We start from the raw sequence: 23,029 nt of genomic DNA, 5'->3' as shown, positions 1-23,029 counted from the left end.
AATAAGGAGTGAGCTTAAAGTGAGCACGCAAGCATCGGTTTGGTTAAATAAAGGTCGCCGACCCCGCCTGGAGGAAGGTCATCCGTGGATTTACGCGAACGAAATCGCCAAAATTGAAGGGGAGGCCTTGCCGGGACAGCTCGTTGAGGTACGGGATCATCGCGGACTAATGCTAGGTACGGGGTATTGGAATCCGGCCTCGCAAATTACGGTTCGGATTGTTGCGTACGGAGCGCTTGAGCGTATGGACGCGGATTTTTTCCGCAAACGGTTTGAGCGCGCGTCGGCCCATCGTTCCCGGTTTCTAGGCGATGATGTTTCTTGTCGTTTGGTTTACGGCGAAGCTGATTTCCTGCCAGGTCTGGTCGTGGATCGGTTTAACGATATACTCGTCGTTCAAGTGCTTACGCTTGGAATGGAAATGTCGAAGGAAGCTTGGCTTCGGGCTCTAATAGATGTGTTTCAGCCGCGCGGCATTTACGAGAGAAGCGATGTCGGCGTGCGTACGTTGGAAGGCTTGGAGGAGAGAACCGGTATTCTATACGGGGAATGTCCAAGACACGTGGAGATCGTGGAAAACGGACTGATGGTTCAGGTTGATATCGAAGGCGGTCAGAAAACGGGTTATTTCTTCGATCAACGGGAAAACCGGGCATCCATCAAGCCGTTAATGAAGGGGTGGGGAGCGCGGAGCGGAATCAAGCTTCAAGAGAGAGAATCGGAGGGAGGCGGCAAAGGGCTTGTTCCGGTGAACACGAACGGCAGCATCGTGATGTTTCCTTATTGGGACGGGGCGACGGTTCTGGAGTGTTTCGCCCATACGGGCAGTTTTACATTGCATGCCTGCGATTACGGAGCTAAGAAAGTAACCTGTCTCGATATATCCGAGCATGCCTTGCAAACGGCGCGCCACAACGTTGAGATCAACGGATTCATGGATCGGGTGGAGTTCGTGGCCGCGGATGCTTTCGAATATTTACGCCAGCATGTAGCGGGACGCGATGAGCGGCAACTGAGGGCAAACGCCAAGGTATCCGGCGCCAAGGTGGATACATCCAAACCGCTGGCTTCGGAGGGCAGAACCTGGGACGTGATTATTCTCGATCCACCGGCATTCGCCAAGACGAAACGGGCGGTCGATGGAGCTATCCGGGGATACAAGGATATCAATCTACAGGCAATGAGGTTGTTGAACGAAGGCGGCTATCTTGTAACGGCGAGCTGCTCGTACCATGTCCGGCCGGAGCTTTTTCTGGAAACGATCCAAGAAGCGGCCAAGGACGCCAGCAAGATCATCAGACGGATCGAGTGGCGGGGGGCGGGAAAAGATCATCCCCAGCTTGCCGGCGTCGAAGAAGGGCATTATTTGAAGTTCGGTATTTTCGAGGTGAGAAGCCGTAAAGAGTTATAATATGCCCATGGCAAATTGTTAAGAAAATGTTAGCAAAAAGTTGGATGATTTAACCTCGTTTCGGGAACATTTCTAACGCCTCTGGATTATCTTTAGTTTAGAGGCACGGGAACGGGAGGTATTGAAATGGTACATGAAGTTATTTTGTTCGGTAAACGAGCGGTGCCGTTGGAAAACAGGGCAAAAGCCGTTAGCAGCAGAAGCCGCTTTAACAATCGGATGCAGGATATGAGAGACGACTTGGAATTTCGCCGCCGCTGGAAGCATGTCAGCTACATAGAACTATGGTCGGACGCGGCAATTTTCAAATACGACGATGGCAGCAAATGGTATATGAATATATCGTGAGTCGTATGGAGAAAAGAAGAAGGACACATCAACCCGGGCAGGGGGGATGTGTCTTTTTAAATTCAAACGTATACGATCAGAAAGTTTATAGACATCCACGAATCTGGGAAATGTAGGAAAAAACCGGTACCTAAATTTCCGTCCCATTTCGGAGAAATGGTGCCATTATCCCCTCGCCTCAGAAGTAAGTTGCAAATCAGCGGATATTCGAGTGCCATGATAGAAGTGAGTTGCAATCAACGGATATTCAAATGCTAGGATTTGAGAGTGAGTTGAAATCAGCGGATATTCGAATGTCAAGACTTGAGTGGGAGTTGCAATCAACGTATTCCCGGGTATCATTCATAAGTTTGCCGTTTCGTGAATTGGAATTGGAATGGAACGGTCTATCGACAACTCAAAAAGCAGTCATCCCAAGCATCAAGCGTTCCATAGGGTGAGATATTTTCCTTTCCACTTCGCTTTGCTTCCCCAGACCACCCAGGGAACGGTGAGAACCGGTTTGCTGCGGGTCAGATCTTTGTAAGTCAAGGTTGGCGTCACGGCGCACCAATGGAGCAGTTGGCCGAAAACCGGGGCATGGCGGAGTTTTAAGTTCAATCGGAAACAAAACTCGTCTAAATAAGCCTGCAAATGTTTGGCCCCGATGCCATTAAACGTAAAGTTCAGCCACGCGGTCACCTTCCACTTGATGGGGTTCAAAGCAGGGTGAAGTTTGCCGCGCCCCAAAACGGTCACAGCCTGTCCATCTATATGATTGTCTACGAACGCTTGGACGCCAAGCTTTTCAATCCACCTCAACGCGTTATTCACATGGCTGGGATCCGGTTGTTTGATTTTGACCTGCTGAGGCTCGTCTCGCTCGTCGAGGGATCCGCCGATCAACAGCGGCTGCTGGGCCTCGCTATAATACGTATAACCGTAAGAGATAGGGTCAACTCGCACAACACCCGTGAGCGGGTCGGCTTCATCGGCTTGTTGCAGGGCATGGCGGATTTTTCTTGCGATGAGCCACGCGGTCTTATAGGTGACCTGAATCACTTGGGACAGGCGGGAGGCGCTGATGCCGGAAGGCCGTGAGATGAGAAACATCGCTTGGAACCAGCGGGTCAACAGGGTGGAGCTGCCTTCCATGATGGTGCCGGCGATGACAGAAGTCTGATGGCGACAGGAGCGGCATTCGTAGAGAGGCAGTCTGCGCGTTTGGATAAGATAAAAGTGAGGATGACGACAAGTCGGGCAACGGAAGCCGTCCGGCCATCTGGCTTCGAACAGCGCCTCGGCGCAAGTCTGCTCAGAGTTGAACTGCTGGCAAAATGCCTCGAAGGTCAGATGATCTGGAAACATAGACTTTCCTCCCGAAATAGAACATTTGTTCTTATTTCCATCATACCAAACATACGTTCTATTTTCAAGAGATATCGGGTAAAATTTCAACGTTTCAGGTTTGTTTTCAGAAGCATGAACAAGGTTTTCCTCCTGATTGGAAGGGATGATGGTACGATTGGCTGAAAGGAGGTAGGTGAGCGTGCGGTAGTCCTATTTTCCACCTGATAGGAAGGGATGTTGGTACGTTTTCGCGGAAAGGAGGTAGAGGAGGCTGCGGTAGTGCAAATTCTCCTTCTGATGCGAAGGGATAAAGGTACGTTTTCGCGAAAACCGCAGGCATGTGCAAGAGTGTCGGACCGGTCGCCCCCCAGAGGTACAAGGGAGTTCATGGGTTCGATTGTTAGGGCAGGAGCAAAAGTCTCCTGTTTTTCTTAATGAGGCCCAGCAAAGTCGGATTCACCCCGTTTGGGTAAGCTTATAGTATGAACCTAGGCGGAAGTCAGAAGGAGTCTTGGACATGAGTGAGGCGACCTATCTACATGATCCAACGAAACGTAAATTGCTGTTCAACACGGGGCTTAGCTGGCTGTTCGACGCTATGGACGTTGGAATCATCTCGTTTATCGTTGCTGCTCTTGCTGTTGAATGGAAACTAGAGGCACAACAGATTGGACTGCTCACAGCGCTCAATTCGTTAGGAATGGCAGCGGGAGCCGCAGTGGCCGGATTATTCGCCGACCGGTACGGACGCAGGGCGGTGCTGCTTGTTACGCTGCTGATCTTCTCCGCGGCAAGCGGACTATCCGCGCTGGCTACCAGCTTTGTTGTGTTATGCGCCTTGCGTTTCATAACCGGATTCGGCCTCGGAGGAGAGCTTCCGGTCGCTTCAACGCTAGTCTCCGAATCGTTTTCCGTCAAAGAAAGAGGGAGAGCGGTTGTATTGCTCGAAAGCTTCTGGGCTAGCGGGTGGATACTCGCGGCGCTTATCGCCTATTTCGTCATTCCTAATTATGGCTGGAGGGCAGCCTTTATCATCGGCGCATTGCCGGCTCTATATGCGTTATACCTCAGACGAGCGATATCGGATTCCCATAAATATACCGCATTGAGAAACCGGAAGTTATCATGGGTACAAAGAGCAGTATCCGTGTGGTCATCGAACTATCGCAGATCCACGCTTACGCTCTGGATTTTATGGTTCACGGTAGTCTTTTCGTATTACGGCATGTTTCTGTGGCTTCCGTCCGTTATGGTTCTCAAAGGCTTCACCCTCGTAAAAAGCTTTCAATACGTGCTGATCATGACGCTGGCACAGTTGCCGGGATATTTTACAGCCGCGTACTTTATCGAGAAATTCGGGCGTAAGTTCGTGCTCGTCACTTATTTACTGCTGACGGCGGCAAGCGCGTTATGGTTCGGCAATGCCCAGACGGAAGGTATGCTTATGGCAGCCGGTATTTGCCTTTCATTTTTTAACCTTGGAGCTTGGGGAGCAATGTACGCATATACGCCTGAATTGTACCCGACTGCTGTCCGATCGACCGGCGTAGGGCTTACAGCTTCTTTCGGCCGGATTGGCGGCGTTATTGGCCCATACCTTGTAGGTTTTCTAGTGGCCAAGGAGAATGGGGTTTCCACTATTTTTACGGTATTCTTCGTTGCAATTGTCATCGGGGCGACTGTTTTGTTGTTCTTTGGCAAAGAAACGAAAGGCGTGGATGCGGATATCTAAAGAATACGGCAATTATTATTAAGCTCCTTGGTAGCTTCGGCGAACGCTTGTGCTCCTTTCGGGCGCTTGTGGTACAATGAGTACCGTAGGTTAACGATGGAATTGGAAGCTGGATGGAGGGGACGTCATGTCGCTTCGACTCGTAACGGGGCGCTCTGGGAGCGGGAAGACACGATTTTGTTTAGATGAAATACGGACGAGGCTGCAGCAGGATCCGCAAGGATCGCCTCTCCTATTGCTCGTTCCGGAGCAGGCCACCTTTCAAGCGGAATACGCGATGGCCACGACGCCGGGTTTGGGCGGTTTCCTGCGCGCGCAAGTGCTGAGCTTTCGCAGGCTCGCATTCAGGGTGATGCAGGAAACGGGCGGGTCTGCGGTCGTTCCCATTCACGATAATGGTAAAGCGATGCTTTTACATAAAGTGCTGGAAGCGCGCAGGGAAAGTCTGCGTTTGTTTCGTGGAGGGAAGGCCGAATCCGGTCTTATTACCCGGATTAATGAGCTGCTCACGGAAATGAAGAGGTATGGCATCGAAAGCGCCAAGCTCGCCGAGTACGCGGAAACCGTGGCTAAGAAAGCGGAGCGTCATCCGGAGTCTTCTCTTATGGCGGACAAGCTTCATGATCTCTCCCTCATATACTCCGAGATGGAGCAGGAGTTGACCGGTCGCTGGCTGGACGGAGAAGACATGCTCGGCTGGCTGACCAAAGGCGCATCGACATCCTCCATACTGGAGGGAGCGGAAATATGGCTGGACGGTTTTCACGGATTTACTTCAAGCGAATATGCGGTAATAGAAGCGCTGCTGAAGAGATCGGACAGGGTGACGGTCGCGCTTTGCGTCGATCAGCCCTATGGAGCAGGAGAAAGACCCGATGAACTGGATGTGTTTCATCCGACAGCTGAGACTTCGGCCCAATTATGCGAAGCGGCTCAAACGGCTAACGTTAACATCGAGCCTGCTGTCGTCTTGAATTCAGAAGTATCGCCTCGTTACAAAGATAGTCCGATGCTCGCGTTTATGGAGCATAATTGGAAAAACAGGAAACGCTGGGACGGGGATCCAGGCGTTTTGCAGCCGGATCATCCTTTGTGCGGTCTATCGATGCACTCCGCGGTTAATCGCCGGGCAGAGGCGGAAGCCGTCGCCCGCGATATGCTGCGACGCGTTAGAGAGCAAGGCAGTCGGTGGCGCGATATGGCGCTGTTCGTTCGCAGGATGGACGACTATGCGGATTTGCTGGCAGCCGTGTTCGGCGATTACGGCATTCCTTACTATCTCGACGGTAAAGCTGCCGTTTCCCACCATCCATTCGTGGAATTCATTCGCTCCGCTTTAGAGTGCGTAACGGGAGGCTGGAAAGCGGAAGCCATGTTTCGCTGCGCGAAGACGGATTTGCTGGGAACGCCGGACAGGCCTGTTACGAGGGATGAAATCGACCGGCTGGAAAATTACGCTCTAGCGGCAGGAATCGATGGCTGGCGGTGGCATGCAAACCAAGTTTGGTTCCCTTTGTACCGGGGAGATTTGGAGGAAGAGGGAATCGCCAACGATGCCGACGAAGTCATGAAAGGCTTGTTCGAAGTTCGCGATGCCCTTTTAACTCCTATGAAAGCATTAGAAGAAAGGTTGAATTCGGCTCGCACCGTCAGAGAGCTATGCGAGAGTCTCTATTATTTTCTTGAGGAAACGGGTGCAGCGGATACGCTTGAGAGATGGAGTTTGGAAGACGGCGCAGCCGGTAAACCGGGGCATATGGCATTCCATCGGCCATTGTGGGATGGCGTTATGAACCTATTAGACCAATTGGTTGAGCTAATGGGGGAGCAGACGCCGGACCTTCTTTTGTTCGCTGGCATGGTCGACTCCGGATTGGAAGAGTTGAAGCTTGGCGCTGTTCCGCCGTCGCTCGACAGCGTTTTGATAGGCAGTCCGGAAAGAACACGCTCGGATCGCATTCAAGTCGTTTATTTTCTTGGCGCAAACGATGGCGTATTGCCGATGCGCATCTCAGAGAACGGATTGCTGGCAGAAGAGGAGCGAGACCAATTAGCTGCTACCGGACTGTCCATGGCTCCGGGCTCGCGCCGTCGTTTGCTTGACGAGTCTTTTTTGGCTTATTTGACCTTAACGACGGCTTCCCGTCATTTGTGGATCAGCTATCCGTTAGCTGACGATGAAGGGCAGGGCTTGCTCCCATCGGAGTGGATTGGGAAATTAAAGAAAAGGTTCCCGGGTATACCTGTTCGAATGGTTGCTGCCGAGCCGCAGGAAACGCAATCGGAAGAGGAACAGCTTGATTTTGCGGCACATCCCGGAAGAGCGTTGACCCATTTACTGACGAGACTGCGCAGTTGGCGTCAAGGGGAAGTTCTGTCTGTTGGCTGGTGGTCTGTCTATAACTGGCTCAGGGATCAAGATAACTGGAAGGAGAGACTGCTCTCCCTCATCTCTTCCTTGAATTATACGAACGAAGAGAAACCGCTGACTCCCGAGACAAGCCGTCTGCTTTACGGAGAGCGGCTGTTGGCTAGCGTGTCGCGGATGGAGCGGTTCATCGCCTGTCCGTTCCAGCATTTCGCGGTTCATGGCTTGCGGCTTCAAGAACGTAGATTGTTCAGGGTAGATTCCCCCGACATCGGGCAGCTGTTTCATGCGGCTTTGCGCCAGACGACCGAGAAACTATTCGCCGAAGGGCCGGCGGGGTTGGATGCTATGCGATGGCAGCTGGAAGCCGCTGCGGCGGTGGACAGGTTATTGCCCCGCGTTCAATCTCAAATCCTATTGTCCTCCCACCGGCATCAGGTCATGGCGCGCAAGTTGCGGGATATCGTTACGCAAGCTTCTGCCATCCTCGGCGAGCATGCCGCTTTATCGGCATTTAAGCCGGTCGGGCTCGAAATGAGCTTCGGACCGAAAGGGCTGCTTCCCGCGTTGTCTCTGCAGTTGGATGGAGAGCGGTGGATGGATATTGCCGGTAAAATCGACCGAGTCGACGCGGCGCAAACTTCTTCGGGGTTGCTCCTGCGCATCATGGACTATAAGTCTAGTGCAATGAAGCTTAAGCTCGACGAGGTGGCGCACGGTTTATCGTTGCAGATGCTCACCTACTTGGACGTCGTCGTTTCCCATGCCCCGCACTGGCTCGGCCAAGCGGCCAAGCCGGCAGGCGTGCTTTATTTTCACGTGCAAAATCCGCTGCTGAATACGCCGAACGGAATGCCCAAGGATGAAGCCCGACACGCGCTGTTCCGCCAATATCGCATGCAAGGCTTGCTGCTGTCCGATGGGGAATCCGTTAAGCTGATGGATGAATCGTTGAACCAAGGAAGCAAGTCTGCGGTCATCCCCGTTGAATTCAAGAAAGATGGAACTTTCTCGGCCCGTTCGCAAGTGGCCAACCAAAGCGAGTGGGATGTGCTTCGGGGATCCGTACGCTCGCAAATTCGCCGAATCGGCAAACGGATTGTCGACGGTGACGTTGCGATTACCCCTTATCGGCTCGATAAACGAAGTCCTTGCACGTATTGCGACTTCCGTCCGGTTTGCCATTTCGACAGCCAAGTGGAAGGAAATCCGTATCAGTCTTTAAGCAAGGCAGGAAGCCGGGAGGAACTATGGCAACGGCTCAAGGACGATGCGCAGAGAGGGGAATCCCATTGAAGCAGTCAAGAGAATGGCCCGCCAAGCCGGAAAATAGCCGTTGGACCGACGAGCAGTGGGCGGCTATAACGGCCGACGGTTCCCATCTGCTCGTTGCGGCGGCGGCCGGTTCGGGCAAAACCGCTGTGCTCGTCGAGAGAATCATTTCCAGAATCGCGGATGAGCAGCGGCCGTTGGACGTCGATGCCATGCTCGTGGCTACGTTCACGAAAGCTGCCGCCGCCGAGATGAAGGAAAGAATTCGGCACGCGCTGGAAGAAGCTTTGGAAAGTAATCCGGAATCCAGGCATTTACGCCGTCAGATTGCGCTGTTGCCAAGAGCGTCCGTTACGACGCTCCATTCGTTCTGCCTGGAAATCGTCGAACGCTACGCGCCGCTCATCGAGCTGGATCCCGGGTTTCGCATGGCTAACGTAACGGAAACCGAGCTGCTTCGCATGGATACGCTAGACGAACTGTTCGAGGAACGGTACGAGAGCGAAGGGGAAACGGGTGTATTGGCATCGCTGGCCGACCACTTCGGCGGGGAAAGAAGCGACGAGCCGTTGCACCGGCTCGTCCTTGAGCTGCATGAATTCGCCGGAAGCCATCCTTGGCCGGAGTACTGGCTGCATCAGATGGCCGAAGATTTCCGGCAAGCGCAAGCGGAAACGCTGCTGCATACGCTGTGGGTCAGAAGCTTGCGGGAAGACGCCGTACTGCTGCTTCAAGGCACGCTGCATCTGTTGCGCGGCGCTTTGCGAATCGCCCATGAGCCGGGCGGTCCGGAGCCTTATATCGATACCTTGTTCGCGGATATCGATGGTATGGAAAAGGTTGCCGAAGCTTTCAGGTCGGGAACGTGGGAAGATTGGCAAGCGGCGGTCGCGGACATTTCATTCGGAAGATTGAAGCCTTGCAAAGGCGATGATTACGACGTCGCTCTCATCGAACGCGTCAAAGGACTGAGAGACACAGCCAAGAAAGCGGCAGTGCGGTTGTCAGAGGAATGGCTAATTCGTTCCCCTGAGCAATATGCCGCCGAGCTCCACGCCCTAGCTCCGGCTATGAAACAATTAGCGGAGCTTGCCATTCAATTCGGCGAACGCTTTGAACTGGCCAAAAGAGCTAAGGGGCTTCTGGATTTCGGGGATTTGGAACATTACGCGCTGCGTATTTTGCGGGATCCTTCCTCGACGCCGGAGAAGGCCGTACCTTCTCTTGCCGCCTTAAACTTCAGCGAAAGGTTCGCGGAAATTTATTTGGACGAATATCAAGATACGAACGAAGTCCAGGAAGCGATCGTCGCGCTCATCTCGAGGAAAGAGCCGGGCAACGTATTCATGGTGGGCGACGTTAAACAGAGCATATACCGATTCAGGCTTGCAGAGCCCGGATTGTTCCTAAATAAGTACAAAACCTATGAAGCTTTCTCGTCTCTAACTGAAACGGGAGATGTCGCAACCGACGCAGAAGGGCTGCGAATCGATTTGGCGCGCAACTTCCGCAGCCGCCGGGAAATCGTAAACGCGGTCAATCACGTGTTTCGTCTGATCATGCGAGAGCCCGTCGGCGAAATGAATTATGATGGCCGGGCTGAGCTGATCTACGGGGAAGGTTATCCGGAGGCGGGGGAACCGAATCCCTATTCCGTCGAAATGATTTTGCTGGATACTGCGGCAAGATCGGACGGGGATTCTCAAGCTGAAGTAGAATCTGCGGACTCCATAGGAGCGGAAGCAGGCGAGGATGGAACCGCCCCTACGGAAGGAATGGCCGAGGGCGTCGAAGACGTGGAAGCGGCACAGCTTGAGGCAAGATGCATCGCAACCGAAATTCGCAGGCTGATGGGATCGGATGGGAACGATCAAGTCCCATTCGCCGTATACGACGGCAAAGCCAAGCTGCATCGGCCGGTTCAATACAGGGACATCGTCATCCTATTACGCGCCGTGACGGCGCTCGCTCCGGCTTTCCTTGATGAGCTGAAAGCCGCGGGCATTCCCGCTTACGCGGATTTGGCCACGGGTTATTTTGCCGCGACGGAAGTGGACATCATGCTTTCTTTGCTGGCCATCATCGACAATCCGCATCAGGATATTCCATTAGCCGGGGTTCTGCGGTCTCCTATCGCGGGATTTACGGCAGAGCAACTGGCGCAAATTCGTCTTGCCGAGCGTAATGGTTCGTTCTGGGAAGCGGTCAACGCTGCCGCAACTTCAGGAGAAAGCGCTGACCCCGGACAACGAATGGCGAAAAATAATGAGGGTCTAGCGGAGGCATTGGCAACTTTCGTTCGTAAGCTTGACGGTTGGCGCGACTTCGCGAGAAGAGAGCCGCTAGGGGATTTATTGTGGATGTTATACCGCGAAACCGGCTATTACGATTATGCGGGCGGATTGCCAGGCGGCGGCCAGAGGCAAGCGAACTTGCGCGCGCTCGTCAACCGTGCCGTCCAATACGAGCGGTCGTCCCGATTCAGGGGACTGTTCCGGTTTCTCCGGTTTTTGGGACGGATGCGGGATACGGGGGCGGATTTGGGAGCGGCGCGTGCGCTTGGCGAGAGCGAAAACGTAGTGCGGATCGTATCCATCCATCGAAGCAAAGGGCTGGAGTTTCCGGTTGTTTTTGCCGCGGGGTTAGGGCGCAATTTCAACAGAAGAGACTTGAACGGCGCTTTCTTGAAACACAAGAAGCTCGGATTCGGCCCTCGAATGGTAGAGCGGGATACTCGGGTTACATACCCGACGTTGCCTCAACTCGCCATTCGGCGGAAGCTTGCAGCAGAGATGCTGGCGGAAGAAATGCGTGTATTATACGTCGCGCTCACGCGGCCAAAAGAGAAGCTTTATTTGATCGGGACGAGCAAGGATGCCGCCAAGCAGTGGGAGCAATGGCGCGAAACGGCGGCAATGACCGAAGGGAGTTTGCCGACTTATTCGGTGGCCGCCGCGGGCAAATATTTAGATTGGCTAGGTCCGGCAGCCGTGCTCGCGAGCGAAATAGCGGATCCGTCGCGGAAATGGATATGCCGAATTGTTCCGTCCATCACGTACACCCGACTAGCCTCCGAAGTCAAAGAAATAAAGCCCGATGAAGGTCAACTGTGGAACGCTGTCCTTAACGGAGAGCGCATGGAATCAGCGGCTGCTTCCGAGACCGCGGATCGAGTAGCCCGTATATTGTCATGGGAGTATAAGGATGCGGCTGCGGCCCAAGTTGCGGCGAAAACATCCATTACCGCGCTGAAAAACCGGCTCCATGCAACGGAGGCACTTTCAATATCAGACAGGTCCGATATGGTGTCCGATGAACAGCAAGAGCGTCATGCGGCTGAAGGCTGGGAGGCAACCGAAGACGATAATTCGCAGGCACACGTTACGGCTTCTTTTCGGCTGCGGCGTCCAAGGTTTATGACGGCTCGGCAATTGACGGCCGCCGAACGGGGAACGGCTTTTCACTTGGTCATGCAGCATTTGCCTATCCGGCAAGGAACGACGGTTGAACAAATCGATGCTTTGCTAGACCGTTTAGTGGAAGTGCGGATATTGTCAGCGGAGCAGCGCCAAGGGGTGAATGCCAGTGAGTTGGCGGCTTTCTGCCAAACTTCCTTGTATGCCCGTTTATGCCAAGCTTCCCAAGTATGGAGGGAAGTGCCTTTTACTTACGGCATCCAAGCGGCAGACGTATATCCGGGAGTCATTGAACGCTCATCTGACGAGACAGTTGTCATTCAAGGGGTAATCGATTGCTTGTTCGCCGAAGAGGGCGGTTTAGTGCTCGTAGATTACAAGACCGATGTGCTTAAAGGCGCTGATGGAAAAGAAGCAGCGGAGAAGCATCGGTTTCAGGTGGAAAGATATAGCGAGGCGGTTGAAAGTATTATGGGAGTTCCGGTCAAGGAAGCTTACGTTTATTTTTTTGACGGGGGCATAGACGTTCGCTTGATTTAATTCTCGGTTGTGTAGGAGGAAGGGTAATGCAGGAAAATAAAAAGCGGTCTTATACGGTTCCCGTGCTGCTCATTATCATTATGGTGCTGTTAACGCTGATCATCATTTTTTACTCGAAATTATTATTGACGCAGCAGACGCACACGACCGATCAAGGGAAGAGGCTGTCTGAGCAGTACGTTTATGCTCTTATTTTCGCTGAGAAATTGCACGATGGGGCGGACAAACTGCTGACTGCCAAGACAGAAGTCGAACGTCTTGGGGCTGTGAGGATGTTAGGGCAAGCGGACATCGCTTCTGGGGAGACCTCTGGTTTGTTAGTCGAGGCTAGACACCTTCGCTCGGGACAATCGAAGGAAGAAGCAGCCAAACCAATCGTTCAAGCCATTAACGCGATCATTGGGGAAGGAAGCATAATCGCGACAGTCGACAAAAGGGATGGTCCATTGACGGAGCAGGAAATTGCAGCGTTAACCGTCATACGCGATGGAACCGCGCAAATGAAAGAAGCGCTCAATAGATTCCGCCCCCCGTCCGGAGAAGCCGGCTATCGCCAGATGGTGACGGTGGGCGAATGGATCCAGCCAGCGCTTGAGGCAGGCAAGAGCCTAGAGAACATGGCTAATAAACTCTAATTGAATCGTGAGCCTATTTTTCTCCCGACAGTAGCCATTCGCCCATACACGCATATTCTGATGGTGAAGGCGCCCAAGGAGGGAATACTCATGGAAAAAATAAAGTTGACTCAACCGGCCGCGAATCATATGCCTAAAAAGGAAAACTACCCGGTAGTTCAACCTGCAGTTGAGAACATGCACAAACCGCAAGCTAATTCAGCAGCTAAGAAAGTAACGAAAGCTCATTGCGAGTCTCATATGCACCGCTACGTGGAAGTACAAGCAGCCGACGGCTATTGCTATGACGGAATTGTGGAGCATGTGGACGATGAATGGTTATGTCTCGCCGTTCCAGGCTCCGTCGATCATATGCGCGGCTTTTTCCCGACACCGTTTTCTCAACCGTTCAGCCCGTTTGTTCCGTTCAGCCCATTCCGTCCAAGGCGATTCAATCGGCTGGTGCTTCCCGTGGCTGGGTTGGTCGCATTATCTACATTGCCCTATTATTGGTGAACAACAAACAAGTGTATCAAGGAGCTTGCAGCCGTTGCTGCGGGCTTTTTTGTATTTACCGCGGGTTGGACGAAGCGTGTGGGAATAAGTTATGATGGAGCAAATGACACTAAGGGGTGCTTCCATTGTCGGATTGCCTTTTTTGCAAAATTGTCCAGGGAACGATTCCAGCACGCAAAGTATTCGAAGATGAACAAGTCGTGGCATTCCATGATATCCAGCCTCAAGCGCCTGTTCATTTGCTAGTCATACCGAAGAAACATATCGCAACGATGAACGATTGCGAAGCGGATGACGCGGCTTTATTGGGACATACTTTATTAGCAGCGCAGCAAGTCGCGCGAGAAGCGGGGCTGGCCGATAACGGGTACAGGCTCGTCAATAATTGCGGGAAAGACTCCGGGCAACTCGTGTTTCACATTCATTGGCACATTCTCGGCGGGGAAAAGTTGGCAGGCCTTAATCCCAAAAATTCGCCGGTTTCGGAATAAAGCATCAGGATTATGAGCTGAGGAAAAACTTAGTGCCGATTTAATCGTCATTTTCCGGCATACTCAAGTTGACACTCCCTTTCCTCATCACCTATAATATAGTTTGATAACCGTGTTGTGGTCTGTTGCGGAGGGAGGGAAAACAGGTGGCCGAAACGAAAGTAAGAAAAAATGAAACAATCGACGCTGCACTCCGCCGCTTTAAGCGTTCCATTGCCAAAGACGGCGTTCTCGCGGAAGTGAAGAAACGTAAACATTACGAGAAACCAAGCGTTAAACGGAAGTTGAAATCCGAAGCCGCGCGTAAACGGAAGTTCTAGGAGGAATCCGCACTCATGAATCTCGCGGAACGTTTGAACGAAGACATGAAGCAAGCGATGAAGGACGGAAACAAATTTCGCCTTCAGACTATTCGCATGGTTCGTGCATCGATCAAAAACCAAGAAATCGAGCTGCGCCGCCCGCTTGAAGATAACGATACGCTTAATATATTGAGCCGTGAACTCAAGCAGCGACGCGATTCCCTTCTCGACTTCGAAAGAGGCGGACGGGAAGACCTCGTAAGCAACGTTAAAGCAGAAATTGAGATCATCTCTGAATATCTTCCACGCCAGCTGACGGAAGAAGAAGTCAAAGCCATTGTTGTACAGACCATGCAAGAAACCGGTGCTTCTTCTAAAGCCGACCTGGGGAAATTGATGGGCGCCTTAATGCCCAAGGTGAAGGGACTTGCCGACGGAAAGCTCGTTAACGCAATCGTCCAACAATCTCTGCAATAATTCCGATGTGAACGACAGGCACTCCCTATGCGGAGTGCTTTTTGCTTTGTCAAGAAAGTTCATGTAAGCTCGTTGATTGCCAGTGTATGAAACTATAGGCGATGTCGTACCGTAGTATATGTTAATCTTAGATAAATAGCTGTGACGACAAATCGTAACGAAGACGATGCGCTATTTGTCGCACGGGGGAGGAAATGGACTTGATCCAAAGCGATCCAAATCGCAAAAGAAATACCGGCTGGGTAACTATGCTGAGATTGTCTCTATTGTTCGTGCTCGCGGGAATTCCATTGTTGGGAGCGCTCACGGAAAGCGCTCGAGCGGCCGATACTCCGTCGGCAGGTTCCGTATACGTCATTCCGGTTCACCAAACGGTGCAAAGCGGTCTGGCCTCTTTCCTAGACCGCGCGCTCAAGGAGGCGGAGGAAGCGAAAGCTTCGCTTGTGGTGCTCGATATCGATACGCCTGGCGGAAGATTGAACACCGCGGAGGATATCGGTAAGCGCATTCGTGAAGCTGCCGTTCCTACGGTTGCTTTCGTCAGCGGGAAGGCTGCATCCGCAGGGGCCTACATTGCTTTGAACGCCGGCGACATTGCCATGGCTCCGGGAACGACAATCGGAGCGGCTATGATCGTAGACGAAGCGGGTAATGCGATCGAGAATCCGAAGCTCGTATCCTTCTGGAGCTCGGAAATGGTCGCTGCCGCAGAGCTGAACGGACGCAATCCGGAGATAGCCGTCAAGATGGTTGATCCGAGTCGAGAGCTCGAACTTAAGGAAATTGGAGAAACGAATGGCAAAGGTCAAATTTTGTCCTTATCGGCAGAAAAGGCTTTAAAGGTCGGTTACGCCGATACGCTCGCTAAGACGGTGGACGAAGTGATCGCTTGGAAGGGACTGTCGGACCGCACGGTCATTGACCTTAATCCCTCGTTCGCCGAACGGGTGTCCGAGTTCGTTACAAGTCCTGGCATCGCTACGCTGCTGCTTATTGTTGGAATCGCGGGCATTGCCATTGAATTGATCGTTCCGGGCTTCGGCGCTCCGGGAATTACCGGTTTGATCGCTTTTGGATTATACTTTTTCGGTCAGTCTATCGCGGGGTTCGCCGGAATGGAATCGATCGTCCTGTTCGTTATAGGCATCGTGCTTCTCATTTCGGAGATGTTCATCCCGAGCTTCGGAATTCTGGGTATACTCGGGATCGCGGCGCTGATCTTCGGAATTACGATGGGGGCATACGATACTGGAACTGCGTTAAGGTCGCTTGGAATTGCTGCATTAATCGCGATAGTCATTATAATCGTGTTCGCCTATGTGTTCCGCAAGCGAGGAATATGGAACCGGTTCATACTCAGCGAGCAGCTTACGACCGATAAAGGCTACGTTCCCCAGCTTTCCCGCGAGAAATGGATCGGGCAAGAAGGAATCGCGCTATCCATGCTGAGACCTTCCGGTTTGGCGGATATTAACGGCGAACGGCTAGACGTCATTTCTACCGGCGAATATGTCGACAAAGGCAAACCGGTTCGCGTCATGTCCGTGGATGGAACGCGTATAGTCGTAAAGGAAATAAAGGAAACTATAACGAATTAAGATCTCATTGCGTTATTGCTAGACCAATAATTTGTCGGAGGTTCAAAATGGATAATATCGATGTTCAGCTGCTAGTGATCGTGGCGTTGGCTATTATTGCTTTAACGGTGTTTATGAGTTTCTTCCCCTTTATGCTCTGGATTTCGGCTTTGGCGTCAGGGGTTAGAATCGGCATCATCACGCTGGTGGCCATGCGATTGCGTCGCGTCGTTCCAAGCCGTATCGTTAACCCTTTGATTAAAGCGACAAAAGCGGGGCTCGGATTAAACATTAACCAGCTTGAAAGCCATTTTCTAGCCGGAGGTAATGTCGACCGCGTCGTTAATGCCTTGATTGCCGCGCATCGCGCGGATATTCCTCTCATATTCGAACGGGCCGCTGCCATCGATCTCGCGGGACGCGACGTCTTGCAGGCTGTGCAAATGAGCGTAAACCCGAAGGTTATCGAGACTCCGGTTGTATCCGCAGTAGCCAAAAACGGTATTGAAGTGAAAGTTAAGGCGCGGGTGACAGTCCGTGCGAACATTGACCGTCTTGTCGGGGGTGCCGGCGAAGAAACGATTCTGGCCCGCGTAGCGGAAGGAATCGTAAGCACGAACGGGGGAGCCGAATCCCATAAGGACGTATTGGAAAATCCGGATCTGATCTCGAAAACCGTTCTTGCCAAAGGACTGGACGCAGGCACGGCATTCGAAATTTTATCCATTGATATCGCCGACGTAGATGTAGGCAAGAATATCGGCGCCCATCTTCAGACGGAGCAAGCGGAAGCGGATAAGCGGATCGCTCAGGCGAAAGCGGAAGAGCGCCGCGCAATGGCCGTCGCGCAAGAACAAGAGATGAAGGCGCGCGTCGTGGAAATGCAAGCGAAGGTTGTCGAAGCGGAATCCGAAGTGCCTCTGGCGATGGCGGAAGCTTTAAAAGCCGGCAAACTTGGCGTTATGGACTACATGAATTTGAAAAACATAGAAGCGGACACGCAAATGAGGGGCTCCATCGGTAACCAATCCGGTTCGACTCGCGGAGACGGCGAGGAAAAACGCTAAGCCATAGTGAAATAAATGCGTTTTTTGTGAGCATGCATGTTGTAAGGAGGTTGAAGCGTGGAGCAATTGATTTCTTTCGTCATGAAAAACTTGGGTATCGTAATCTTCGTGATCGGCATAATTTACGCATTGTTTTTCCGTAAATCGCCGCTCGAACGCCCTCCGAATCGGATGCCGGACTTCGGAGGCGGCGGACAACAGCGACGAAGGGGGCCAGGGGAGAGCAGACCTCCCGTTGCACCCACCTCCCAGCCGGAGCCCGTGGAAGCCCGTTTCCCGGCGCCACAGCGGCAAACGCCGCCTCCTGCGCCGCGGCAACAGCCGGTACGGCTCGAAACACGTCTACCGGAACCGAGGTCGGAAATAAATCCAACTTCGAGCTATACTTTCGTCGAAACGGAAGATATGTATGCGATAGAGGCCCAACCGAAGCGCGCAGCCAGGTCGCAAACGAAAGCAACAGCTTCATCGCATTCGATGCGTTCCGATGCTCCGCTATTAGCAAGGGATGATTTAAAGCGGGCGGTGTTATGGGCGGAAATACTTGGACCACCGCGGGCGCGTCGACCTTATCGGCGTTAAATAGCTAATTAACGTCCGGGACATCTGAGTCCCGGGCGTTTCGCATTTAATGGTCCTATTGTTAAGCAGATCTTAAGATTTTGCCGCATCAGGTTATGCTATATTGACTAGGTAATACCATTATTGCATGCGACGCGGGAGGATTTCATGTCTTCGGGAACAACGATACTGCTAGTAGACGATGAGAAAGAAATCATTAAACTGATGGAAATCTATTTCCGCAACGAAGGCTATCGGCTGCTTAAGGCATCGGACGGTCGGGAAGTGCTGGCGATATTGCAGAGTGAACGAGTTGATCTTATTATTCTGGATGTCATGATGCCGCACATGGACGGAATTGAAGCCTGCATTAAAATCAGGGAAACGCATGATATGCCGATTATTTTCCTGTCTGCCAAAACCCAGGATATCGATAAAATCGCGGGGCTTAGCATCGGAGGGGACGACTATGTCACCAAGCCGTTTAACCCGCTGGAGTTGATGGCGAGGGTAAAGTCGCAATTGAGGCGCTATGAGCGCTTTAAGAAACATCATTTTGGTGGAGCAGGTGTGATCGAGATTGATGATTTGGTAATCAATATTGCAACTCATACAGTCACCGTCGAAGCCCAAGATGTGCGGCTTACTCCTCGGGAGTTCGCGATTTTGCAGCTTCTGGCTAATAATCGGGGGTTGGTGCTAAGCATGGACGTCATTTATCAGAAGGTATGGAATGAGCCCTTCATGGAGTCAAAGAATACCGTTATGGTCCATATCCGCAAGCTGCGGGAGAAAATCGAAAAAGACCCGCAAAAACCGCAATACATTAAAACCGTTTGGGGGATCGGTTATAAGATCGATTCGCCGAATTAAGGAGGACCGCCCATGCCTGCAACCCCGAAATGGGTTTATTCCGTGCGTTGGAAGTTTCTCTTGTTCGCCATCGGCAGCGCAGCGATTACGGCGGTACTGCTCTACTTGGGATACGCGCTCGGCAATTTGATTCTCAAAACCGCGTTCGTCAGCCGGCCCATCGCTTCGTTCGTCAGATTTCCCGTCGCTTTGGTCGTGAACAAGGTTGGATCATCGCCCGCAGCCATCGCGGCAGGGTTCGTCATTTACGTCGTCAGCTTCTTTCTGCTCAGCCGGGGAACGATGCGCAGGCTGGAAAGCCTTGAGCGCTCTATCCGTTCGATCGGGATGGGCAATTTCGATCAGAATACGCCGAATCGCGCGGCCAAAGATGAAATCGGGCAACTATCGAACAGCGTTTACCGGATGTCCGCCCAGCTTAGCGACGATCTTTCGCACATTCTCGCGGGTTTGCAGGAAATCGCGAACGGCAATCTTGACCGACCCATTCCGGCTGGCGAGCGATCCGGCGAGCTGGCTGAGGTCGCGTTCAAAATCAACGAGATGGCGGAACGACTTCACCGCACCATTCAAGACGAGAGAAACGCCGAGAAGACGAAAAACGATTTAATTACCGGAGTATCGCACGACTTGCGGACCCCGCTCACTTCTATCCTTGGGTTCCTTGAGGTTATTCATGAGGATCGTTATCGGGACGAGGTCGAACTGCGCCATTACATGACCATCGTCTACGAGAAATCTTTGACGCTTAAGAAGCTGATCGACGATCTGTTCGAGTATACGCGGGTGAACAACGGCATTCCTCTGAACACCGTCCAACTGGATCTGATAGGTTTTATCCGCCAGTTATGCGAGGAATTCGTGCCTCAGTTGGAAGCTGCCGGAATGACTTGCCGTGTAGAGGCCGAATTGGATGCCCTGGTCATTGATGCTGATGGGGATTTGCTTGTCCGCAGCTTCGAGAACTTCCTATCCAATGCGATCCGCTATGGACAAGACGGTCGATACATCGATATTTCTTTTAATGTCTCGGAAGGAGAGGCAATCGTCAATATCGCTAACTACGGGGAGCCGATTCCCGAACGCGACTTGCCTTTCCTGTTCGACCGTTTCTACCGCGTCGACCGATCCAGGTCAAAGGAAACTGGCGGTACCGGACTTGGCCTTGCAATTGCCAAAAGCATCATCGAAGTTCACGGCGGCCGCATATCGGTGCAGAGCAGCAGGGACAGAACGGTGTTCACGACGCGTCTCCCATTGCATTCCTGAATTTTTGTTCCGTGAATGATAAGATTTCGTTAAGATTTGATGGACTAGTCCGTTAAGATTTCTCTTCTATACTTTCATTCAGGTGAAGGATAAGAGAAGCTTAACGGCTCTTTTTTGTTACACCTGTATATACGAGACGAGAAAGGCGGCATTCGTAATGCAGCGAAGGTGGACTAGTTTGGCAGTCGTATTGATTTTTGTTTTGGCGGCATTTTTAAGATTCGATTTTCTGGCTTCGGCTAATCATCACAATTCCCACGACACCGTGAATTATGACATTATGGTTCGACAGTGGCTGGAAAAAGGGGTATACGCCTATAAGAGCGAGGAGCCTAATGCCCAAGTTTCTCCGGGATTCCCCTTATTTATGGCTGCTTCCTATTTAACTGCTGACTACATAAACCAAGATCCGATGACGCTTATCCGTTATTTGCAAGCTTGCTTCAGTTTAGTCACGCTTTGGCTCATATACCGGATTGCGAAACGGTTGGGAGGGGAGAAGGCGGCGTTGCCGGCTTTGGCTGTCGCAGCAATATATCCACCTTTTATTTGGACCAACGGAGCGGTGCTGACCGAATCACTCGCTACCTTATTGTTCATGTCATACGTCTATTTGCAGCTCCTTGCTTTCGATAAGCATAGCCGTTGGCTAACGTTGTCAGCCGGAATCGCTATGGGGCTCACCGTATTAACACGTCCGGAATTTCTGGTCGTTCTGCCCGCAAGTTTCGTACTTTATCTGCTCTGGCACCGAAAAGCGAAGCAGACGATAAAGCTACTATTTTTCGCTGGCATCGGCACTGCCATTGTGCTCGCCCCGTGGCTGATCCGTAATCTCATATCGTTGCACGAACCTGTCATCGCATCCACCCAGGTTAATCCATTCGCGGCGGGAACGTATCCAGACAAAAATTACGACGACGGGCTAGTCGACCGAACAGGTAAAACCCAGATGGAAGTCGCTAAGGAACGGTTGAAGATAGGTTTTACGAAGCATACCGGCACTTTCTTGAAATGGTACACGATTGGCAAGCTTCAACATATATACGGGAAGATGTTTACCGGAAGCGGTCATCAGCCGCCTTATCCCGTTATCCCGTTCAAGTCATATTTGCACTTGATGATTATTTTTCTATCGATCGTATCGTCGGTTGTACTGCTGTGCAGATGGCGTAACCCCGCATCTCTGCTCGTTGTCATCGTGTTGACGATTTCGGTGACCCGACTTGCTTTCGTCCCCGAATATCGATACAACGTGACAGCAATGCCGCTTCTGATTATCATGGACAGTTTGTTAGTCGTTCTTGTGCTCGGATGGATAGAACGTCGTTTTAAGCTCGGCGAACAGTTGAAGCTAATCAGGAGGCGATCTGCATGAATACGATCCCGTATTCTGACCGTAAGGAAATTCTGATAGTCGTGCCCGCATACAACGAAGCTGAAGGCATCGTGCAGGTCGTCGCCGAAATACGCGGGCGATTGCCCGAAGCCGACGTTCTCGTCGTTAATGATGGTTCGAGCGACCGTACCGGTATGCTTGCGGAGGCTGCTGGAGCGCTGACCGTCCATCTGCCGGCTAATCTGGGCATTGGAGGCGCGGTTCAGACCGGATACAAGTATGCTGCCGAATTCGGTTATCGTTATGCCGCCCAGATTGATGGGGACGGTCAGCATGACCCGGCGGATTTCAATCTTCTGCTCGAAGCTTTGCAGCAGACGGGAGTGGATATGGTCGTTGGATCGCGTTTTCTTGAGAACAAGGGATTTCAATCTACATTTGCCCGCAAAATCGGAATCGAGCTGCTGTCTAAGCTAGTGTCCGGATTGCTAGGAAAAAAGGTCACCGATCCGACCTCCGGTTATCGATTGTGCGGGAGGAAGGCAATCGAGTTGTTCTCGCGGGACTATCCGACGGACTATCCGGAAGTCGAGGCGCTTGTACTGCTGGATAACTCCGGAAGCTCGTTCATTGAAATTCCGGTCGTAATGAAAGAACGTCAAGCCGGAACATCGAGCATATCGTCGTTCAAATCCATTTATTACATGATAAAAGTCGTATTGGCGGTTCTGATCGCCAAAAGCCGCAAGAAGAAAGCGTGGAAAATGAGCTATGAATCCTAATATATACTTTATTAGTTTCTTAATCGGCTTGGGCTTCACAGCGACGGTACTTCATTTGATCCGAAGCCGCAGGCTGCGAGAACAGTATGCGATACTGTGGTTGGTGCTCGGCGTGTTCATGATGGGACTTTCCCTGTTTCCCGGATTGCTTGATGGGTTCTCGGCGATGATCCGAGTGTCTTACGCGCCTTCGTTATTGTACCTGCTTGCTTTCGTGGCCGTACTGTTCCTATTACTTCACCTGTCGATAGCCGTCTCTTCGCTTACTAGCCGTAACATATTGCTTACCCAATCGTTAGCGCTTCTGGAGCATCGGATTAACGGGCTCGTTCGCTCGCAGGAAGCGGCACATACGGAAGCGAAAATCAGGGTGCCGCAGGGGGTGAGAGAATGACGGTGTCTTACGCATTGCTAATGATGAACGTACTGCTTCTCCTAGCGGGCCAAACTGTATGGAAGCTCGGTCTAGATCGCTTGGGAGGACTTCATCCGGGCAACGCTCTTCAGGTCTTTACTTCCCCATGGATCGTGACCGGTGTGGGGATGTATGCTGTTGCCACCGTACTTTGGCTGGCGGTATTGTCCCGCATGTCTCTTAGCATGGCATACCCTTTGCAAAGCTTGGCTTATGTGCTCGGTATGCTAGTCGCTTGGCTCGTTTTCGGAGAAGTCGTTCCGCCCAATCGCTGGATCGGAGCCGGAATCATTATTGCTGGGGTATTTGTAGTCAGCCTTAAATGACGCA

At 52.0% G+C, this 23,029-nt stretch carries 20 protein-coding genes; 19 read left to right on the top strand and 1 reads right to left on the bottom strand.

Annotation, left to right across the window (positions count from 1 at the left end):
• Window positions 1–19: 19 nt before the first annotated feature.
• On the top strand, window positions 20–1,411 hold the full coding sequence (locus K7P76_RS14410) for a class I SAM-dependent rRNA methyltransferase (RefSeq protein ID WP_232186008.1): 1,392 nt from the start codon (window positions 20–22) through the stop codon (window positions 1,409–1,411).
• A gap of 126 nt (window positions 1,412–1,537) precedes the next feature.
• Window positions 1,538–1,759, top strand: a complete 222-nt coding sequence (locus tag K7P76_RS14405) for a hypothetical protein (RefSeq protein ID WP_232186007.1) — start codon at window positions 1,538–1,540, stop codon at window positions 1,757–1,759.
• A 420-nt stretch (window positions 1,760–2,179) separates the two neighbouring features.
• Here K7P76_RS14405 and K7P76_RS14400 read toward each other — a convergent pair whose 3' ends face one another.
• Window positions 2,180–3,106: a transposase gene (locus K7P76_RS14400; protein ID WP_232186006.1), complete on the bottom strand. Its 927-nt coding sequence runs from the start codon at window positions 3,104–3,106 to the stop codon at window positions 2,180–2,182.
• Between the two features lie 499 nt (window positions 3,107–3,605).
• On the opposite strand from K7P76_RS14400, the gene niaP reads away from it, so the two are divergent.
• The 17 genes from niaP to K7P76_RS14315 all read left to right on the top strand — a co-directional run bounded on the left by niaP (window position 3,606) and on the right by K7P76_RS14315 (window position 23,025).
• Complete coding sequence (gene niaP / locus K7P76_RS14395; protein WP_232186005.1) at window positions 3,606–4,820, top strand: MFS transporter; 1,215 nt, start codon at window positions 3,606–3,608, stop codon at window positions 4,818–4,820.
• A gap of 127 nt (window positions 4,821–4,947) precedes the next feature.
• Window positions 4,948–8,484 (top strand): helicase-exonuclease AddAB subunit AddB, encoded by a 3,537-nt coding sequence (gene addB / locus K7P76_RS14390; protein ID WP_232186004.1) that lies wholly within the window; start codon window positions 4,948–4,950, stop codon window positions 8,482–8,484.
• Window positions 8,481–12,416, top strand: coding sequence for a helicase-exonuclease AddAB subunit AddA (gene addA, locus K7P76_RS14385; protein ID WP_232186003.1), 3,936 nt, complete (start codon window positions 8,481–8,483; stop codon window positions 12,414–12,416). Before addB ends, addA begins: the two co-directional genes overlap by 4 nt.
• 26 nt (window positions 12,417–12,442) lie before the next feature.
• Window positions 12,443–13,051: a hypothetical protein gene (locus K7P76_RS14380; RefSeq protein ID WP_232186002.1), complete on the top strand. Its 609-nt coding sequence runs from the start codon at window positions 12,443–12,445 to the stop codon at window positions 13,049–13,051.
• 90 nt (window positions 13,052–13,141) lie between these two features.
• On the top strand, window positions 13,142–13,546 hold the full coding sequence (locus tag K7P76_RS14375) for a hypothetical protein (protein WP_232186001.1): 405 nt from the start codon (window positions 13,142–13,144) through the stop codon (window positions 13,544–13,546).
• 125 nt (window positions 13,547–13,671) lie between these two features.
• Window positions 13,672–14,037: a histidine triad nucleotide-binding protein gene (locus tag K7P76_RS14370; protein WP_232186000.1), complete on the top strand. Its 366-nt coding sequence runs from the start codon at window positions 13,672–13,674 to the stop codon at window positions 14,035–14,037.
• 146 nt (window positions 14,038–14,183) lie between these two features.
• The gene (gene rpsU, locus K7P76_RS14365) at window positions 14,184–14,357 is read left to right on the top strand and encodes a 30S ribosomal protein S21 (protein WP_115990702.1); all 174 of its coding nucleotides are present in this window, start codon (window positions 14,184–14,186) and stop codon (window positions 14,355–14,357) included.
• A gap of 15 nt (window positions 14,358–14,372) precedes the next feature.
• Window positions 14,373–14,816, top strand: a complete 444-nt coding sequence (locus tag K7P76_RS14360; protein ID WP_232185999.1) for a GatB/YqeY domain-containing protein — start codon at window positions 14,373–14,375, stop codon at window positions 14,814–14,816.
• Window positions 14,817–15,016: 200 nt separating this feature from the next.
• On the top strand, window positions 15,017–16,414 hold the full coding sequence (locus K7P76_RS14355; RefSeq protein ID WP_232185998.1) for an NfeD family protein: 1,398 nt from the start codon (window positions 15,017–15,019) through the stop codon (window positions 16,412–16,414).
• Window positions 16,415–16,461: 47 nt separating this feature from the next.
• Entirely contained in the window at window positions 16,462–17,460 is a 999-nt protein-coding gene (gene floA, locus K7P76_RS14350) for a flotillin-like protein FloA (RefSeq protein ID WP_232185997.1), read from the top strand.
• A gap of 57 nt (window positions 17,461–17,517) precedes the next feature.
• A complete protein-coding gene (locus K7P76_RS14345) occupies window positions 17,518–18,042 on the top strand; it encodes a hypothetical protein (RefSeq protein WP_232185996.1) in 525 nt (174 codons plus the stop codon).
• A 147-nt stretch (window positions 18,043–18,189) separates the two neighbouring features.
• Entirely contained in the window at window positions 18,190–18,894 is a 705-nt protein-coding gene (locus K7P76_RS14340) for a response regulator transcription factor (protein WP_232185995.1), read from the top strand.
• A 12-nt stretch (window positions 18,895–18,906) separates the two neighbouring features.
• On the top strand, window positions 18,907–20,163 hold the full coding sequence (locus tag K7P76_RS14335) for a sensor histidine kinase (protein WP_232185994.1): 1,257 nt from the start codon (window positions 18,907–18,909) through the stop codon (window positions 20,161–20,163).
• 157 nt (window positions 20,164–20,320) lie between these two features.
• Window positions 20,321–21,541: an ArnT family glycosyltransferase gene (locus tag K7P76_RS14330; protein WP_232185993.1), complete on the top strand. Its 1,221-nt coding sequence runs from the start codon at window positions 20,321–20,323 to the stop codon at window positions 21,539–21,541.
• Window positions 21,538–22,284, top strand: coding sequence for a glycosyltransferase family 2 protein (locus K7P76_RS14325; RefSeq protein ID WP_232185992.1), 747 nt, complete (start codon window positions 21,538–21,540; stop codon window positions 22,282–22,284). Before K7P76_RS14330 ends, K7P76_RS14325 begins: the two co-directional genes overlap by 4 nt.
• Window positions 22,274–22,678: a DUF2304 domain-containing protein gene (locus K7P76_RS14320; protein WP_232185991.1), complete on the top strand. Its 405-nt coding sequence runs from the start codon at window positions 22,274–22,276 to the stop codon at window positions 22,676–22,678. Before K7P76_RS14325 ends, K7P76_RS14320 begins: the two co-directional genes overlap by 11 nt.
• Window positions 22,675–23,025, top strand: a complete 351-nt coding sequence (locus tag K7P76_RS14315) for an EamA family transporter (RefSeq protein ID WP_232185990.1) — start codon at window positions 22,675–22,677, stop codon at window positions 23,023–23,025. Before K7P76_RS14320 ends, K7P76_RS14315 begins: the two co-directional genes overlap by 4 nt.
• The last annotated feature ends 4 nt before the right edge of the window (window positions 23,026–23,029 follow it).

This window comes from Cohnella silvisoli (assembly GCF_021190915.1).
In the GTDB taxonomy this organism is placed as follows: domain Bacteria; phylum Bacillota; class Bacilli; order Paenibacillales; family Paenibacillaceae; genus Cohnella; species Cohnella silvisoli.
Note: the sequence above shows the minus strand (reverse complement) of the source record. Positions and strands in the feature narration are given on the sequence as shown.

Bases quoted from the DNA above. Each gene is read 5' to 3' on its own strand.
- K7P76_RS14405 (WP_232186007.1), top strand. From the start codon at position 1,538: ATGGTACATGAAGTTATTTTGTTCGGTAAACGAGCGGTGCCGTTGGAA.
- K7P76_RS14400 (WP_232186006.1), bottom strand. From the start codon at position 3,106: ATGTTTCCAGATCATCTGACCTTCGAGGCATTTTGCCAGCAGTTCAAC.
- niaP (WP_232186005.1), top strand. From the start codon at position 3,606: ATGAGTGAGGCGACCTATCTACATGATCCAACGAAACGTAAATTGCTG.
- addB (WP_232186004.1), top strand. From the start codon at position 4,948: ATGTCGCTTCGACTCGTAACGGGGCGCTCTGGGAGCGGGAAGACACGA.
- K7P76_RS14380 (WP_232186002.1), top strand. From the start codon at position 12,443: ATGCAGGAAAATAAAAAGCGGTCTTATACGGTTCCCGTGCTGCTCATT.
- K7P76_RS14375 (WP_232186001.1), top strand. From the start codon at position 13,142: ATGGAAAAAATAAAGTTGACTCAACCGGCCGCGAATCATATGCCTAAA.
- K7P76_RS14360 (WP_232185999.1), top strand. From the start codon at position 14,373: ATGAATCTCGCGGAACGTTTGAACGAAGACATGAAGCAAGCGATGAAG.
- floA (WP_232185997.1), top strand. From the start codon at position 16,462: ATGGATAATATCGATGTTCAGCTGCTAGTGATCGTGGCGTTGGCTATT.
- K7P76_RS14340 (WP_232185995.1), top strand. From the start codon at position 18,190: ATGTCTTCGGGAACAACGATACTGCTAGTAGACGATGAGAAAGAAATC.
- K7P76_RS14335 (WP_232185994.1), top strand. From the start codon at position 18,907: ATGCCTGCAACCCCGAAATGGGTTTATTCCGTGCGTTGGAAGTTTCTC.
- K7P76_RS14330 (WP_232185993.1), top strand. From the start codon at position 20,321: ATGCAGCGAAGGTGGACTAGTTTGGCAGTCGTATTGATTTTTGTTTTG.
- K7P76_RS14325 (WP_232185992.1), top strand. From the start codon at position 21,538: ATGAATACGATCCCGTATTCTGACCGTAAGGAAATTCTGATAGTCGTG.
- K7P76_RS14320 (WP_232185991.1), top strand. From the start codon at position 22,274: ATGAATCCTAATATATACTTTATTAGTTTCTTAATCGGCTTGGGCTTC.
- K7P76_RS14315 (WP_232185990.1), top strand. From the start codon at position 22,675: ATGACGGTGTCTTACGCATTGCTAATGATGAACGTACTGCTTCTCCTA.